Origin of the sequence: Acidovorax sp. MR-S7, assembly GCF_000400995.2 — a bacterium.
GTDB lineage: Bacteria > Pseudomonadota > Gammaproteobacteria > Burkholderiales > Burkholderiaceae_C > MR-S7.
Genome location: NZ_DF238926.1, coordinates 1 through 13,048, shown reverse-complemented (window position 1 = coordinate 13,048; position 13,048 = coordinate 1). Strand labels below are relative to the sequence as shown.

The following is a 13,048-nucleotide window of genomic DNA, read 5'->3' as shown; positions in this document are numbered from 1 at the left end:
GCGCTTATGTAGCAAGCGAAGGCAGCTATCTTTATGGAAGCGATCGGCGCGGGTGGAAGCGCAACGCGGGCGATCTTGCGGGCGCCGCGCCCCGGCGGCTTGACTGGGCGTTTGCACGGCGCTTGACTGGGCGTCCGGCCGCGCTCACGCCCTGCGCCGCCGCGCGCCCAGGCCCGCCGCCAGCAGCGAGAGCAGCGCCAGCGCCCAGGCCGACAGCGTGGGAATGGCCTGCGCGCCGCCGGGCGGCGCGGCCAGCAGCACGGGCAGGCCGGGGTCGGTGATCTGGCCGGGCACGGCGTCGCTGTCGCCCGCGCCGCCGTCGGCCAGGGTGAAGGTCACGCTCAGGCCATCGGGCGTGAACTGCGCGCCGGGCAGCGCGTACCAGTGCGGCTGCGCGCATGCGGCGGCGCCGGTGCAGCCCAGCCCGTCGGGGCTGGGGCCGTATTTGAAATAAATGGCACCCTGGGGCACAGGCGCAGTGAAGCGCACGGTCACCTGCGCATCGCCATTGCCAGCGACACGCCGCAGCACCAGCCCCAGTGGTGCGTGCACCGCCCGCACATGGGGCGGCAAGGGCGCGGGCAAGGTGGAGGCAAAGGCGGCGCTGCTGATCTCCCAGCCGTTCGCGCTGTCCACCTCCACCGCACCCAGATTGCCATCGCCGCCCGCCCCCTGCCAAGGCGCGCTGCACTGCTGCGCCGCGCCGCCATATTCACCGCTGCACTGCCATGTGTACTGGCCGCTGGCAGACAGCACGGCACCCGGCGTGCCCGTGGCGCACAGATTCGCGCCGGGCTTGAAGGCCCCAGCGCCGTTGGCCGCCGAGCCGCAGGTGGCATCGACCGGGTCGTGGGTGAAAGTGGCCGAAACGCTGCGCGGGCTGGTCACGTTGGCGAGCTGGCATGAGCCCGTGCCCAAGCAATCGCCCGACCAACTGGTGAAGTGGTAGCCCGTATCGGGCGTGGCGGTGCAGCTTGCATCCTGCCCATGGGTGACGGGGTTGGGCGAGCAGGTGACCGTGCCGTTGGCGGCGGCGGGGGTCGCGATGGCGTGGTTGTTGGGCGTGAAGGTGGCTGAGACGGTGCGCGACGCGGTCACGTTGGTGAGCTGGCATGTGGTGTTGCTGCCAGCGCCAGCACAATCGCCCGACCAGTTGGTGAAGTGGTAGCCCGCATCGGGCGTGGCGGTGCAGCCTGCATCCTGCCCATGGGTGACGGGGTTGGGCGCGCAGGTGACCGTGCCGTTGGCGGCGGCGGGGGTGATGCCGATGGGGTAGGTGTTGAGCGCAAAGGTGGCGCTCACGCCGCGCGGCCCGGTCACGTTATGGAGCATGCACGCAGTAGCAGTGCCTGAGCAATCGCCCGACCAACTGGTGAAGTGATGGCCTGCACCGGGTGTCGCGATGCAGATCGTGTCTTGCCCATGGGGCACGGGGTTGGACGTGCAGTACACGCTGCCGCCGGTGGTGGCGGGAGTGGCGACGGGGTAGGTGGTTTGCGCAAAGGTGGCGCTCACGCTGCGCGGGCTGGTCACGTTGGTGAACTGGCATGCGCCCGTGCCCGAGCAATCGCCTGCCCAGCCGGTGAAGTGGTAGCCCGTATCGGGCGTGGCGGTGCAGCTTGCGTTCTGGCCGAGGGGCACAGGGTTGGGCGCGCACGCCACACTGCCGCCGGTGGTGGAGGTGGTGGCGATGGCATAGGTAATGGGTGTCGTGTGGGCCGAGACGGTGGTCGGGCCGAAAACCAGGGGCATGCAAGCCCCCGTGCCACTGCAGGCACCGCCCCAGCCGCTGAAGGGACGGGCGACAGGGTCGGATACCGTGGCCGTGCAAACGGTGGTGACGCCATAGGCCACGGGGTTGGGGGTGCATTGCGCGCTGGCGATGCCCTCATCCATATTGACCGTCACCGTGTATTGGCGCGGCGCCTGGCAGGCAGCCGTGGCGCCTCCGTGGGTGCCTGCGCAGTTCCAGCGGAAGGCATCGGACGTGGCAAATGGGTTGGTGGGCGAACCGGCGCTGCACAAGCTGGTGGGCCAGTGGAGTGAGGGCGCCGTGTCGCCGCATGCGCCGTTGGCGGGCGGCGGGGTGAAGCTGGCGCTGACGGTGCATGGCCCGGTAATGGCTGCGGTGGTGTAGGTGCTGCCCGATAGCGCGCCCCCGCAGCCGCTGGCCTGGGCCGTGTAGCCTGGCGGAATGGTGAGCGTGAAGCTGGCCTGCTGCCCTGCGGCCACTTCGCGCCCGGGCTCGATGCCGCCGCCGCCCGTGGCCTGGGTGGCGACGAAGTGGGCCCGGGGCGCAGAGCATTGCGGCGACGGGTTGCCGCCGTATTCGCCCTGGCACTGCCAGGCAAAGCGGCTCTCCTCTCCCCAAACACCGTTCGCCGTACCTACGCTGCACAGCGAGGCCCCCTGGGGCGGGTAGCGCAAAGGCGTGCTGCCGCTGGCGCTGCCGCAAACGCCATCGAGTTGCACAGACGCGCCGTTGACCGCCATGCCGAGGGACGTTTGGGGCTCGGCGACCCAGTTCGGGTTGTGGCTGGCACCCGAATACCAGGTCAGCCCGTTGTTGGTGGCGGTTGTGATCTGGCGGCGAATCTTGCTCCAGCCCGTGCTGCGCATCACCACCCAGGCGAAGTCGCCCGCCGCGACGACGCGGTTGCCCGTGAACACGCGCCGGCCCGCAGTGCTTGCATCGGGGGTGAAGGGGGCGCAGGTATCCATGAACGGCGTGTCGGCACTGGCGCTGGTTGCGCACACTTGCAGCTCGAAACCGTCGAACTGGTCCAAGTCCATCGTCACCTGGTTGATGCGCAGCGACTCGGCGCCGATGGGGATGCGGTTGGCCACCCACAGGTTGGTGTGGTACTGGGACGTAAAAGTGATGAGCCACGGGTCATTGGCCGCATTCAGGTTGTCGAACACCGTGACTGCGCCGGCAGACACTGAAGCCGCCGCCGTCAGCAGAAGCGAGGCCATCCGAAGGGCAAAGGTTTTCATGGACGTGGTCCGAAGTGGCGAGGTCCAAAAACCCCGCTAGCGCTTGTGTATCAAGCGCTGACAGCTATCTTTATGGAAGCATTCGGCGCCGATGGATGCGCGCTGTGGCCGATCTTGCGGGCGCCGCGCCCCGGCGGCTTGACCGGGCGTTCGCGCGGCGCTTGACTGGGCGTCTGCTCAGAGCCCGAGCAACCAGTCGGCGTATTCCACCGAGGCCGCGCTGGGCAGCGCAGGCGGGTTGCGTCCGCTGGCGCGGGCGGCCTCGGCCATGGCGCGCACGTCGCTGGGCGTATGGCCGAACGCGGTGCGGAAGGCGCGGCTGAAGTGCGCCTCGCTGGCGAAGCCCAGGCGCGCGGCCACGTCGGCCACGCGCAAGTGGCGGTAGACGGGGTTGGACAGGGTCTGGAAGGCGCGCTGCAGCCTGCGCTGCTGCACGTAGCGTGACACGCCGCCCAGCGGCTCGAAGAGCTGGTAGAGCCGGTGGCGCGAGAGGCCGAAGGCGCGGCAGAGCGCCTCGGGCGTGAGCGGCGCGCCCAGGTTGCGGGCGATGTGGCGCTGGATGCGCTCCAGCGTCACGGCCTGCACATCGGCGCGGGCCTCGGCCAGCGCGCGCTGGCTGGGGCGCAGGCAGGCGGCCAGCATCTGGGTGGTGGCGCGCACCACGTCGTCGGCCTGCTCCATGCCGATGGCGGGCAGGCGCCGGTGCAGCGCCCCGAGGTGGTCGGCCAGCAGGCCGCCGAAGACGCTGTCGCCGCGCAGCACGGTGCCGTGCGGGCTGGCCGCGCCCGCGAAGGCCGCGTCGCCCAGCGCGCGCGGCACGATGAGCGAGAGCACGTGCGAGTCCTGCGCCACGGTGTGCTGGGTGCGGGCCATGTCGAAGACCACCACGTCGCCGCCGCGCACGCGCAGGCCGTCGCCATCGCCGTGCTGGCCGATGAATCCGCCCTGGCGGTACCACTGCACGAGGTAATGGTCCAGCCCGTCGTGCGCGGCGCGCGCATGGCCGCGGGAGAAGCGCTGCGCGCCGAAGTGCAGGTCGCCCAGCAGGAGCTGGCCCAGGTGGACGGCCTCCACCTGCGCCTGGAAGCCCTCGATCGGCGTGCCCTGTGCCAGCGGGGCCACGTCGAAGAGCACCGAGATGCTGGCGCGCCAGGCTTCGAAGCGGTCTTCGCCCGAGAGCTGGCTGGTGGAGAAGGTGGTGGAGGGGAGGGGCTGGGCGGGTGGCAGCATGGCCCAGCCCTGGCGGATCAGCGCACCAGCAGCACGGGCACCGTGCAGTTGGCCAGCACCTGCGTGCTGACCGAGCCCATCACCAGCTTGCCCAGCGAGCCGTGGCCGTGGGTGCCCATGACGACGAGGTCGAACTTGCCGGACTCGGCGGTCTTGGCGATGGTCTCGCCGGCGGGGCCCACCTTCGAGATGGTCTTGAGCTGCACGCCCTGGCGGCCCAGGAACTTCACCACGGGCGCGAGCACCTTCTCGGACTCTTCGGCGTAGTACTTATCGAGCACTTCCTTGCCCAGCGTGGCGCGCGCGCGCGGGGGCAGCTGGGGCTGCACGGTGATGGCCGTGTAGCTGTGCGAGGTGCCCAGCATCTCGTCGTGGGCGGCCAGGTAGGCCAGCATTTTCTTGGTGTAGGGGCTGCCATCGACAGCGAGCAGGATGTTCATTGCGAGACTCCGTAAGGGGATGGTTCAGGCTACTTCGCGACCGCGCCTGTTGTCTTGACCAGGGTCATATTTTGCGTGCTCTGTGTGCCGGCGATGGGTGCGCAGCACCCGGGCAACATCATACGGTTTCACACGGCGACGATGCAGTGCGGCCGGAAGGTGGCCTGCTCGCCCTTGCGCGCGTAGCCGAGCGGGTTGGCGACCACGCGGCAGGCCCAGGCGCCGCCGTCGGCGCGGGTGCCGCGGACCGTGTAGTCGCTGGGCGCGTGCAGGTGGCCGTGCAGCCACAGGCGCGCGCGGGGCAGAAGGTCGTCCAGCGCGTTGCAGAAGCCCGCGGTGCCGGGCACCAGTCCGTAGCGCGGGTCGGCGCTCCTCAGGCTGGGCGCGAAATGGGTGACGGCGATGGTGGGCCCGTCGTAGGGCTGGGCCAGCGCCTCGCGCAGCCACGCCTGGCATTGCAGTGACTGCTCGCGCACGGCTTCGGCGAGGAAGGGCGCGCCGTGGCGCGTGCCGCCGGTCTTGGAGAGGTAGAAGTTGGCCGCGCGGAAGGCCTTGTCTCGCCGCCGCATCCGCTCGGTCTGGGGGGCGCCGGGGTCGGCGAGCGCGTCGAAGTCGCTCCACAGCGTGGTGCCCACCAGTCGCACGCCCTGCAGCACCACGCTCTCGCGCTCCAGCCAGATCAGGCCCAGCCGGTCGCACAGGTGACGCAGGCGCGCGTGCGCGGCGTCGAAGTCCTGCATGTCGTATTCGTGGTTGCCGGGCACGAAGACCACGGGCGTGGGCCAGCCGGCGTACTGCGGCAGCGGCGAGAAGCGGGCCAGGCCGAAGTCGTCGCCCTCGATGCGCGAGCCGGCCTGGTAGGAGCCGATGTCGCCGGCCAGCACCAGCAGGTCGGCGCCGGCGGCGGGGCTGGGGCTGAAGTGCGGGTGGGCTTCGAGGTGCAGGTCGGACAGCAGCTGGATGTTCACGGCAGGGGCGGGGCGTGGAAGGTGCGGCGGGCCGAACGTGCCAGGGCGTCCTGCAGCCAGCGGTGGGCCGGGTCGTGCCGGCGGCGGCGGTGCCACAGCGCGTCCACGTGGACGATGGGCACGGGCATGGGCAGGGGGCGCCAGACCAGCTCGTCCTTGAGGCTGGCCACGCCCACGAAGTGGCGCGGCAGCACGGTGAGCAGGTCGGAGGCGGCGACCACGCGCCCGGCGGTGAAGAACTGGTTGACGGTGAGCACGATGCGCCGGTCGCGTCCCAGCGCGGCCAGCGCCTCGTCGATGAAGCCGAAGGGCTTGCCCGAGAAGCTCACCAGCAGATGGCGTGCGGCGCAATATTGGTCCAGCGCCAGCGGGCCGTGCGCCAGGGGGTGGCCGCGGCGCATTACGCAGACGTATTCGCCGTCGTACAGGCGCATGCTGTCGAAGGCCACTAGGCTGTCGGTCTGCGCGCGGGCCGTGAGGTCGGCCATGGCGGCGGGGAAGTAGCCCACGGCCACGTCGGCGGTCTCGTCGTCGAGCAGGCGGCGCGGGTCGCGCGTGGTCAGCGGCACCACGCGCAGCGACACGCCGGGCGCCTCGCGCTCCACGATCTCGACCAGCGGCGGGATCAGCGTGGCGCCGGTGGCGTCGGCCATGGCCAGCACGAAGGCGGTGCTGGCGGTGCCGGGGTCGAAGGCGCCGGGCGCCAGCGCCTGCTGCAGGTGCCCGAGCGCCTGGCGCACCGTAGGCCACAGCGCCAGTGCGCGCGGCGTGGGCTCCACGCCCTGGCCGCTGCGCACGAGCAGGTCGTCGCCCACCACTTCGCGCAGGCGGCGCAGCGCGTTGCTGACGGCCGGCTGGGTGAGCGCCAGCTTCTCGGCCGCGCGCGTGAGATTGCGCTCGGCCATCACTTCGTCGAACACGCGCAGCAGGTTCAGGTCCAGGGTGCGGAAGTTGATCGGTGCCACGCCGCAATCATCACAGATGTGAATGACGGGGATTCAACATATAAAGTGGAATAAATATGGGGTAAACCCTAATATTCTCGTACCGGCCTTGGCATTCTCGCCTACGTGGCTGGGAAGGATTGCAACCATGACCCATTTTGTCCACCCCGATTTCCGTGACGTCCACCCCGGCGTCGAGCGCGTGGAGCGCGCGGCGACGGCGCTCAAGGACATGGCCTCCCGCTTCGACGGCGTCCGCGGCGGCGCCTCGCTGCTGCTGGCGGCCGTGGTGTCTGCCCTGGTGGTGGTGGCCAACCAGGTGGTCGACGCCTGGGGCGACGGCCACCTGCTCGCCGCCTGGATGGTGCTGTGGGTGGTGGCCTTCGCCGCCCTGGCGCTGCTGGCCGCCCCGGCCCGCCGTGCCGCCGCCCTGCTGCGCGGCAGCGCCCGCGCCTGGACCGAGGCCCGCCGCCGCGACGCCGAGGACCAGCGGACCTGGAACGCCGCCCTGCGCGACGCGCGCATCATGGCCGACCTGAGCCGCGCCATGAACGGCATCGCCGTCGAGGACCTGCGCCGCTACCGCTTCTAAGCGGGTCGCTGAAAAAAGAGAGCTGCCAGCGCTTGCCTGCCGAGGTTTTCGGGTAGAAAAATACCTGAAAGCCTTGCAGAGCAAGCGCTGGCAGCTCTCTTTTTTTAGCCTCCCTCCGCCAGGCGGAGGGGGCGAAGCCGGTCAGGCGGCCAGGCGCTGCTGCAGCTTGTCCTTGGTGGACAGCAGTTCCTGGGGCAGGTGGTAGGCCAGCTTGTCGAAGTGCTCGGTGTGCAGCTTCAGCTCGTCGGCCCAGGCGGCCTGGTCGATGCTGGTCACGTTCTGGAACTGCTCGGGCGTGAAGTCCAGGCCGCTCCAGTTGATCTCGGCGTACTGCGGGGCGATGCCGAAGGCGGTTTCCTGGCCCTGGGCCTGGCCCTCGATGCGGTCGATCATCCACTTGAGCACGCGCATGTTCTCGCCGTAGCCGGGCCAGACGAACTTGCCTTCGGCGTTCTTGCGGAACCAGTTGGTGGTGAAAATGCGCGGCAGCTGGGCGCCCTGCGCCTGGATCTTGGCGCCGAGCTGCAGCCAGTGCTGGAAGTAGTCGCTCATGTTGTAGCCCATGAAGGGCAGCATGGCGAACGGGTCGCGGCGCACCACGCCCTGCTGGCCGAAGGCGGCGGCGGTGGTCTCGCTGCCCATGGTGGCGGCCATGTACACGCCCTCGACCCAGTCGCGCGCCTCGGTCACCAGCGGCACGGTGGTGGAGCGGCGGCCGCCGAAGATGATGGCGTCGATCTTCACGCCGGCCGGGTCGTCCCAGGCCTCGTCCAGCGCCGGGTTGTTGGTGGCGGCCACGGTGAAGCGGGCGTTGGGGTGGGCGGCCTTGGCGCCGGTCTCCTTGGCGATCTGGGGCGTCCAGTCCTTGCCCTGCCAGTCGATCAGGTGGTCGGGCAGCGTGCCGGTGTCTTTCTCGATGCCTTCCCACCACACGTCGCCGTCGTCGGTCAGCGCGACGTTCGTGAAGATCACGTCCTTGTCCAGGCTGGCCATGCAGTTGGGGTTGGTGTGGTAGTTGGTGCCGGGAGCCACGCCGAAGTAGCCGGCCTCGGGGTTGATGGCGCGCAGGCTGCCGTCGGCCTGGGGCTTGATCCAGGCGATGTCGTCGCCGATGGTGGTGACCTTCCAGCCCTCGAAGGCCTTCGGGGGCACCAGCATCGAGAAGTTGGTCTTGCCGCAGGCGCTGGGGAAGGCGGCGGCCACGTGGTATTTCTTGCCCTCGGGGTTGGTCACACCCAGGATCAGCATGTGCTCGGCCAGCCAGCCCTGGTCGCGGCCCATGGTGGAGGCGATGCGCAGCGCGAAGCACTTCTTACCCAGCAGCGCGTTGCCGCCGTAGCCCGAGCCGTAGCTCCAGATCTCGCGCGTCTCGGGGTAGTGCACGATGTACTTGGTCTTGTTGCAGGGCCAGCTCGTCTCGTCCTTCTGGCCGGGCTGCAGCGGCGCGCCCACGGTGTGCACGCAGGGCACGAACTCGCCGTCGGTGCCGATCACGTCGTACACCGCGCGGCCCATGCGGGTCATGATCTTCATGTTCACGGCCACATAGGCGCTGTCGGACAGTTCCACGCCCACGTGGGCGATGGGCGAGCCGAGCGGCCCCATGCTGAACGGCACCACGTACATGGTGCGGCCCCGCATGCAGCCGTCGAACAGCGGCTGCAGCGTGGCGCGCATCTCGGCCGGGGCCATCCAGTTGTTGGTGGGGCCGGCGTCTTCCTTCTTTTCGGAGCAGATGTAGGTGCGGTCTTCCACGCGGGCCACGTCCGACGGGTCGGACCACGCCAGGTAGCTGCCCGGGCGCTTGGCGGGGTTGAGCTTCTTGAAGGTGCCGGCTTGCACGAGCTGCGCGCACAGGGCGTCGTATTCCTCCTGGCTGCCGTCGCACCAGTGGATGCGGTCGGGCTTGCACAGGGCGGCCATGTCGGCCACCCAGGCGATCAGCTTGGCGTTCTTGACGTAGGCAGGCGCCTGGAGATCCAGGCCTTGCATGGTGGGAGCGTTCATCGCGGGGCTTCCTGAAGTTGAAAAACAGTCTTTTCAAAGGAAGCGAACCGGGTCACGACACGAGAGGCCTGCGCGGGGCGAACCCCTGCCGCTGCCTTTGAAAAAACGGCTTGAACGCAGTCGGCGGGCGGATGCGGAGGCTGCATGGCTGCGGCGGCAAGCATGCGCGGGTCGGCTGGGATGACGATTCTATGAAGCCGCCCCCGGCTTGTCTGTCGGACAGGGGGAAAATCTATGCATAACGAGCATGAGGTTATGCATGTAATGGGCCTGGACGAAAAAAAGCCCCGCCGAGCGGGGCCGGTGCGCAGTGCGCGGGCTTTTTCAGGCCATGTACACGGCGATGAAAGCCAGCAGGAGCATCATGGCCGCGCCCACGGCGGGCAGCACCACGGGCACCAGGTGCACCACTGACTCCACGGCGTCGGGGGCATGGTCCTCGCCGGCGTGGGGGACGGTGGTGGTGTCGTGGGCCATGGTGATCTCCTGTGTCGTTGGTGTGTTCGGGCGAGGTGCCAAGTGTAGCGGCATCGTGCGCCGGGCGCACCCCGGGTTGGCGCACCCCGGGTCAATAGGGCTTGCGGTCGGCCGCCGCTGGCGGCACCCACTGGTAGAGCCAGGTTTCCGTCAGCGGCCGGCCGCCGCTGCGCAGGAACAGGCGGATGGTGATGGGCTCGGTGCTCTCGTCGGGCGGGCGCACGTCGAACATGGCGCGCCAGCCGCCCGTGGCGTGCAGCGGCCGTGCCGAGGGAATCTCCACCGTGCCGCGGCTCAGGGTAATGACGGGCTCCACTTGCGTGCCCTCGCCCAGGCGCGCCAGCGCCTCGCCCGCGAAGTCCACCGCGAAGCGCCACGAGAAATGCCTGCGCGGCTGCCCCACCACGCCGCCCAGGCCGGTGCGCGTGGCCACGCAGCGCGCCAGCGGCGGACGGGCGGGCGCCTCCGCGCCCCAGTAGAGGCGGTAGCCCACCAGCCATTCCTCGCCCGCCTGCGGCTTGCGCTCGGGGTTCCAGAAGGCCACCACGTTGTCGAAGGTTTCGTCCACCGTGGGGATCTCCACGAGCTGGACCGCGCCCTTGCCCCAGTCTTCCTTGGGCTCCACCCAGAGCGAGGGGCGGCGCTCGTAGAACACGCCGTCGTCCTGGTAGTGGTCGAAGTCGCGGTCGCGCTGCAGCAGGCCGAAGCCCTTGGGGTTCTCGTCGGCGAAGGCGTTGAACTGCAGCGTGGGCGGGTTGGTGAGCGGGCGCCAGACCCACTCGCCATTGCCGCGCCACATCGCCAGGCCGTCGGAGTCGTGGATCTCCGGGCGCCAGTCGTTGGCCATGCGTCTGTCGTTCTCGCCGTGCTGGAACATGCTGGTGCACGGCGCCAGGCCCAGCCGCTCGATGGGCTTGCGCGGGTACAGGGCCGCGTCCACGTCCATCACCAGCGTGTCGCCCGGCGTGATGGCGAAGCGGTAGGCGCCCGCGATGCTGGGCGAATCCAGCAGCGCCAGCACCACCACCGTGTTGGAGCCGGGCGCGGGGCGCTCCAGGTAGAAGGCCGTGAAGTCCGGGAACTCCTCCGGGCGCGGCAGGCCGGTGTCGATCGCCAGGCCGCGCGCGGACAGGCCGTACTGCCACTCGCCGCCCACGGCGCGGAAGTAGCTCGCGCCCAGGAAGGCCGCCACGTCGCGCAGCGGGTCGGTGTGGAAGTTCAGGCGAAAGCCCGCGAAGCCCAGGTCCGCCGGCAACGCGTCCGCCTTGAGGCCGCTTTTGCCGTAGTCGAACAGCGCCGGGTCGTAGGCGAGCTCCTGCGCCTGGCCGTCGGCCAGCTCGTAGAGGCGCACGGGGCGCTTGAAGAACAGCCCCAGGTGGAAGAACTGCGCCTGGAAGCGGCGCTTCTCGCCGGCCCACAGCGCGTGGTCGGCGCGAAAGCGCAGGGCCTGGTACTGGTCCCAGTCCAGCGCGGCCACCGGCGGCGGCAGCTGGGCCGTGGGCGGCATGTGCGGGCGGGCAGCCAGGGCGCGGGCCTGGCCCTTGAGGGCGGCGTAGTCGAACGGGCGGGGCGCGCCCAGGGGCTTGAGGGCGGCGAAGGCCGGGGTCCAGTTCAGGAGGGCCAGGGCCGCGCCCTGGCCGAGCGAGCGCATGAAACGGCGTCGTGAAGGCATGGGCCGCAGTGTGCCCAAGCGTGCGGCGGTTTCCTGCAACGCCGTGTGCCCCGCCGGGGTTTTGGGCGCAAAAAGCGGCCTTTTCCTACATCAGCGCCGCTTCCATCTCCGCGGCGCGCAGGCGCTCGAGCACCTGCTGCACGTGGGCCTGGCCGCGCGTCTGCAGCACCAGCTCGATCTCCACGTTCTGCGCGGCCAGCACGGTGAAGGCGCGCTGGTGGTGCACCTCCTCGATGTTGGCGCCCGCTTCGGCCACGGTGGCAGTGATGCGCGCCAGCACGCCCGGTATGTCGCGCGCGCTGACCTTGATGCGCGCCAGCCGGCCCGAGCGCACCATGCCGCGCTCGATGATGGCCGCCAGCAGCATCGGGTCGATGTTGCCGCCCGAGAGCACCAGCCCCACCCGCTTGCCCGCGAAGCGCGCGGGGTGCTTGATGAGCGCCGCCAGTCCGGCCGCGCCCGCGCCCTCGACCAGCGTCTTCTCGATCTCCAGCAGCATCAGCACGGCCTGCTCGATGTCGCCCTCATCCACCAGCAGCAGGTCGTCCACCAGACGCGCCACCACCTCCTGGGTGATCCTGCCCGGCGCGCCCACGGCAATGCCCTCGGCGATGGTGGCATTGCCCATGGGGTGCTGCGTGCCCTGCACGGCGTTGACCATGGACGGAAAGCGCTGCGTCTGCACGCCCACCACCTCGATGCCCGGCTTGAGCGCCTTGGCCGCCGTGGCCACGCCCGCGATGAGGCCGCCGCCGCCCACGGAGAGGACGAGCACGTCCAGCCCCGGCTGCTCGCGCAGCATCTCCAGCGCCAGCGTGCCCTGGCCCGCGGCAATGGCCTCGTCATCGTAGGGGTGCACGAAGGTCAGGCCCTGCTGATCGGCGAGCTGGTAGGCGTGCGCACGCGCCTCCTCCAGCGTGTCGCCGTGCAGCACCACCTCGGCGCCGAAGCCGCGCGTGCGCTCCACCTTCACGCCGGGCGTGAAGCGCGGCATGACGATCACCGCGCGCACGCCCAGGCGCTGCGCGTGGTAGGCCACGCCCTGGGCATGGTTGCCCGCGCTCATCGCCACCACGCCGCGCGCGCGCTCGCCGGGCGAGAGCTGCGCGAGCCGGTTGCATGCGCCGCGTTCCTTGAACGAGGCGGTGAACTGCAGGTTCTCGAACTTGAGGAACACCTGCGCGCCTACGACCTCGGAGAGCGTCTTGGATTCCACGCAGGGCGTTTGCAGCACGTGGCCGCGCAGGCGTTCGGCGGCGGCCTGGATGTCTTGGAGGCTGAGCATCCGGCGATTGTGGCGCCAACTTCCAGGCCGTCCCTGGCCCGGTGTCGCGCCGCGCCGGTGCCGCCGTTTCAGAACTGGTGCCGCAAGGTCATGAGGAAGTTGCGCGGGGCGCCCCAATAGCCGCCGCCGTAGCCCCCGAACCCGGCGTAATAGTGCTTGTCCAGCACGTTGTCGATGTGGAGCGACAACCGTGTCTGCCGGGTCAGGTCGTAATGGGCGGAGAGGTTGAGCAGCGCATAGGCGCCTTGCACGCGGGTTGCCGTCACGCCGCCGAAGGTCTTGGTGGTTTCCATGCGGCTTTGCCAGCTCAGCGCGCCGCCGATGCGCAACCGGCTCCAGGCACCCGGGAGCCGGTAGTCCGTGGACGAGGGTGTGCAGAATTTTGTGTAAACGGACAATCCACCGCCGGCGCGAGCCGGCCTGTCCGTAAGCACAA

10 protein-coding genes and 1 pseudogene are annotated in these 13,048 nt (G+C 70.0%); 1 reads left to right on the top strand and 10 read right to left on the bottom strand.

Going from position 1 to position 13,048, the window contains the following annotated elements:
- Positions 1-144: 144 nt before the first annotated feature.
- The 5 genes from AVS7_RS11735 to AVS7_RS11715 all read right to left on the bottom strand — a co-directional run bounded on the left by AVS7_RS11735 (position 145) and on the right by AVS7_RS11715 (position 6,600).
- Positions 145-2,997 carry an IPTL-CTERM sorting domain-containing protein gene (locus AVS7_RS11735; RefSeq protein WP_024001436.1) on the bottom strand — a complete coding sequence of 951 codons (2,853 nt, stop codon included), beginning with the start codon at positions 2,995-2,997 and terminating at the stop codon, positions 145-147.
- A 177-nt stretch (positions 2,998-3,174) separates the two neighbouring features.
- On the bottom strand, positions 3,175-4,227 hold the full coding sequence (locus AVS7_RS11730) for a helix-turn-helix domain-containing protein (RefSeq protein ID WP_020228589.1): 1,053 nt from the start codon (positions 4,225-4,227) through the stop codon (positions 3,175-3,177).
- A 17-nt stretch (positions 4,228-4,244) separates the two neighbouring features.
- Positions 4,245-4,667 carry a universal stress protein gene (locus AVS7_RS11725; RefSeq protein ID WP_020228588.1) on the bottom strand — a complete coding sequence of 141 codons (423 nt, stop codon included), beginning with the start codon at positions 4,665-4,667 and terminating at the stop codon, positions 4,245-4,247.
- A 128-nt stretch (positions 4,668-4,795) separates the two neighbouring features.
- Entirely contained in the window at positions 4,796-5,635 is an 840-nt protein-coding gene (locus tag AVS7_RS11720; protein ID WP_020228587.1) for a metallophosphoesterase, read from the bottom strand.
- On the bottom strand, positions 5,632-6,600 hold the full coding sequence (locus AVS7_RS11715; protein WP_020228586.1) for a LysR family transcriptional regulator: 969 nt from the start codon (positions 6,598-6,600) through the stop codon (positions 5,632-5,634). Before AVS7_RS11715 ends, AVS7_RS11720 begins: the two co-directional genes overlap by 4 nt.
- A gap of 127 nt (positions 6,601-6,727) precedes the next feature.
- Here AVS7_RS11715 and AVS7_RS11710 point away from each other — a divergent pair, with 127 nt between their 5' ends.
- A complete protein-coding gene (locus AVS7_RS11710; protein WP_020228585.1) occupies positions 6,728-7,171 on the top strand; it encodes a hypothetical protein in 444 nt (147 codons plus the stop codon).
- 141 nt (positions 7,172-7,312) lie between these two features.
- Here AVS7_RS11710 and AVS7_RS11705 read toward each other — a convergent pair whose 3' ends face one another.
- The 5 genes and pseudogenes from AVS7_RS11705 to AVS7_RS11690 form a co-directional block, all read right to left on the bottom strand.
- The gene (locus AVS7_RS11705; RefSeq protein WP_020228584.1) at positions 7,313-9,178 is read right to left on the bottom strand and encodes a phosphoenolpyruvate carboxykinase (GTP); all 1,866 of its coding nucleotides are present in this window, start codon (positions 9,176-9,178) and stop codon (positions 7,313-7,315) included.
- Positions 9,179-9,502: 324 nt separating this feature from the next.
- The gene (locus AVS7_RS24885; RefSeq protein WP_020228583.1) at positions 9,503-9,655 is read right to left on the bottom strand and encodes a hypothetical protein; all 153 of its coding nucleotides are present in this window, start codon (positions 9,653-9,655) and stop codon (positions 9,503-9,505) included.
- Positions 9,656-9,746: 91 nt separating this feature from the next.
- The gene (locus AVS7_RS11700) at positions 9,747-11,327 is read right to left on the bottom strand and encodes a glucan biosynthesis protein D (protein ID WP_034690778.1); all 1,581 of its coding nucleotides are present in this window, start codon (positions 11,325-11,327) and stop codon (positions 9,747-9,749) included.
- An 85-nt stretch (positions 11,328-11,412) separates the two neighbouring features.
- Positions 11,413-12,612 carry a threonine ammonia-lyase gene (locus AVS7_RS11695; protein WP_020228581.1) on the bottom strand — a complete coding sequence of 400 codons (1,200 nt, stop codon included), beginning with the start codon at positions 12,610-12,612 and terminating at the stop codon, positions 11,413-11,415.
- Positions 12,613-12,680: 68 nt separating this feature from the next.
- Positions 12,681-13,048, bottom strand: a pseudogene (locus AVS7_RS11690) (TonB-dependent receptor); the annotation flags it as partial.